At 68.8% G+C, this 3,040-nt stretch carries 3 protein-coding genes; 2 read left to right on the plus strand and 1 reads right to left on the minus strand.

Features of this window, described 5'->3' with window-relative positions:
* Window positions 1-1,317: hypothetical protein (locus AC1DZ6_RS22350; protein WP_477099318.1), on the minus strand; the 1,317-nt coding region annotated here is incomplete at its 3' end.
* Between the two features lie 204 nt (window positions 1,318-1,521).
* Here AC1DZ6_RS22350 and AC1DZ6_RS22355 point away from each other — a divergent pair.
* Both AC1DZ6_RS22355 and AC1DZ6_RS22360 read left to right on the plus strand, forming a co-directional pair.
* Window positions 1,522-2,229 carry a response regulator transcription factor gene (locus AC1DZ6_RS22355; protein WP_477099319.1) on the plus strand — a complete coding sequence of 236 codons (708 nt, stop codon included), beginning with the start codon at window positions 1,522-1,524 and terminating at the stop codon, window positions 2,227-2,229.
* A 43-nt stretch (window positions 2,230-2,272) separates the two neighbouring features.
* A partial coding sequence (locus tag AC1DZ6_RS22360; protein ID WP_477099320.1) for a sensor N-terminal transmembrane domain-containing protein occupies window positions 2,273-3,040 on the plus strand: 768 nt, incomplete at its 3' end.

The following is a 3,040-nucleotide window of genomic DNA, read 5'->3' on the forward strand; positions in this document are numbered from 1 at the left end:
CGGGGCCAGGACGTTGGCCGACAGCCAGCGGGCGGCCATGCGCTTGTTGACCGCGCCCATGACGTTCTCGGCCAGGCGGATCAGCATCTGCACCTCCTCGCGCGACGAGCGGTCGCGGCCGAGCAGGGCTTCGATGAACTCGCCGTTCAACAGGGTCTTGGAGCGGGTCGTGAAGGCGCTGGTGATGTCTTCCGGCGGCAGGATGCGGCCCGCGGCGGCGGTCAGGCTCATGGCCAGGGCGCGCAGGAACTCGATCTCGGCCTCGGCGTCGGCGGGCTTGAGGCGGCGCACGCCGTTCAGCTCCTTGAGCACCCGCTGGGCGATCGACATCCGCACGGCGGGGAAGTCCTCGCCGCCCAGCCACTCGCACAGGCGCTTGGCCGTGCCGTTCAGCTCGGGCATGCAGTTGCGCACCCCGGCCTCGATGCGGATCAGGCCTTCGACCTTGGCGCCGCCGGCCAGGCGGGTCATGGCCGCCAGGGTGGTCCCCAGATCGGCGTCGTTGGCGCCCAGCAGGTCGGCCATGCCGGCCTTGGAGCCGATGATCTCGGCCAGGGGGGTCTCGATGGCGGCCAAGGCGGCGGCCCGGGCCTTGGGTTCGGTCGGCGCCGCGTCGGCCAGGTCGAGCAGGCGGGCGAGTTTCTCGGACCAGTTCTTGCCGGGCGCGATCGAGGCGGCGACGCCGGCCCCCAGCAGGAAGGCGCGGTCGGGATCGATGGCCAGGCGCTCGGCGGCGCGGGCGAAGCCTTCCCTGTCCAGGTCGGGCAGGGCGCCCTTCTTGAACTGCTTCATCAGGTTGGCGACGGTGCGCTCGACCAGGCCCTGGAAGGTGCGGATCAGCTCGTGGACCGACATGCCCCGGGCTTCGGCCTCGGGAATGGCGATCTTCTGAAGGGCGTGCTGCAGGTCGGTGCCCGAGGCTTCCAGCTGCTCGACCAGGTCAGGGCGATGCAGCAGCTCGAACGGGGTGGCGTTGTGGCGCTCCAGCCAGCCTTCCAGCAAGCGGCCGATGCGGTCGCGCGCGTGGGCGGTGTAGAGGTCGGACGGCTGGACGCAGAGGGGTTCGAGGTCCTCCTGGACCTTCTTGGGCTTGCCGCCGTCGACCTGACCCTTGGTGAAGATCGAGATCGACTTGTATTCGCGGGTGTCGGGGCAGAGGGTCTCCTTGCTGACCCGCACGGCGACAGCCCGGCCCTGCTCCAGGGCCTCCTCGGCGGTGGCCAGGGCGTGGGTGCGAACCTCGGTCGCCATGTCGAGCGTCCACTGCGCGCCGACCTTGCGGCGCACGAACAGCTCGTAATGGACTTGGTCGCTCATCGRCAAAACGCTCCCCGAGGCTCCGTTATGGGATACAAGACCTTAAGGTGAGGTTGCCGCCGCCCGCCCATACCGGCGCGCGCCGCAATGACGCCATGCTGGAGACGCAAAAGACCGGGAAAGCTTAGCCGCGCCACGCGTTGTAGCGGGCGACGCCGGTCGATAGTATCGACAGGAACTCCGCGAAAGGACCGATAGGGCTCGATGGCCGATATTACTCTCATCGACGACGACGAGAACATTGTCGCTTCGGTTTCGCTGGCGCTGGAAAGCCACGGCCACGTGGTGAAGGCCTATTACGACGGCGCGTCGGGACTCGACGCGGTCGAGAGCCAGGCGCCCGACCTGGTGATCCTGGACGTCAAGATGCCGCGCATGGACGGCATGGAAGTGCTGCGCCGCCTGCGCCAGACCACCGAGATCCCGGTGATCATGCTGACCTCCAAGGACGACGAGATCGACGAGATCCTCGGCTTCAACCTCGGGGCCGACGACTACATCCACAAGCCGTTCAGCCAGCGTCTGCTGCTGGAGCGGGTCAAGGCCGTGCTGCGCCGGGCCCGTCCGGAAGAGGATGAGCCGGGCGTCGCGCCGGGTTCGGCCAATTCCAAGATCATGAAGCGCGGCAAGCTGACGCTCGACTCGGCGCGTCACGACAGCCTGTGGGACGGCAAGCCGGTGCGCCTGACGGTCACCGAGTTCCTGCTGTTGCAGTCGCTGGCCCAGCGCCCGGGCTTCGTGAAGAGCCGCGACAACCTGATGGACGCCGCCTACGACGATCAGGTCTATGTCGACGACCGCACCATCGACAGCCACATCAAGCGGATGCGCAAGAAGTTCCGCCAGGTCGATCCGGAGTTCGATTCCATCGAAACCCTGTATGGCGTCGGCTACCGATATCGCGAATCCTGATCCCGCCGTGGGATCGGAGGCCTCAGCCAAGCCGAAACGGCGGATGACCTGGTCCAGGCCGGCCTGGCCCCGGCTCGCTTGGCCCAAGCTGGCCTGGCCCCCTAAACTGGCCTGGCCCAGGGGTTCGCGCCTGGGCCGGCTGATCATCGGGCTGAACCTGCTGGCCCTGGCGGTGCTGCTGGGCGGGGCGCTGGTGCTGAACGAGCTGCGCAGCGGCCTGATCAACACCCGCATCGACAGCCTGACCACCCAGGGCGAGCTGATCGCCAACGTGATCGACCTGGCCGCCACGGTCGGCGATCCCGAGCCGCGCCTGGTGCCCGACCAGGCCAGCGACATCCTGCAGAGCCTGTTCATCCCGCGCTCGCAGCGCGCGCGGCTGTTCGACGCGCAGGGCAATCAGCTGGCCGATTCCTACGTCGTCGCCGACCGCGTGGAGTCCAAGGTCCTGCCGCCCGCCCGCAAGCCCGGCCAGCCGGCCTTCGGCCTGCCGACCCGCGATCCCACCACCAAGCCCAAGGCGGCCGAGGCCGCGCGGGCCGCCCTGGCCGCCGAGATCGCCCAGGCCAAGCTGGGCGAGCCGGTGGCTGGAACCCGCATCGACGAGATGGGCGAGCGGGTGGTGTCGGTGTCGATCCCCATCCAGCACGTTCGCGCGGTGCTGGGGGTGCTGACCCTGGAAGCCGGCGACGTCGACCAGATCATCGCCGCCGAGCGCAAGGCCCTGCTGCCGTTCGCCCTGATCGCCATCGCCACCACCCTGATCTCGTCGTTCCTGCTCAACCGTCTGATCGCCCAGCCGGTGCTGCGC

It is taken from the genome of Caulobacter sp. P1_B12_2 (assembly GCF_056406675.1).

Bases quoted from the DNA above. Each gene is read 5' to 3' on its own strand.
- AC1DZ6_RS22355 (WP_477099319.1), top strand. From the start codon at position 1,522: ATGGCCGATATTACTCTCATCGACGACGACGAGAACATTGTCGCTTCG.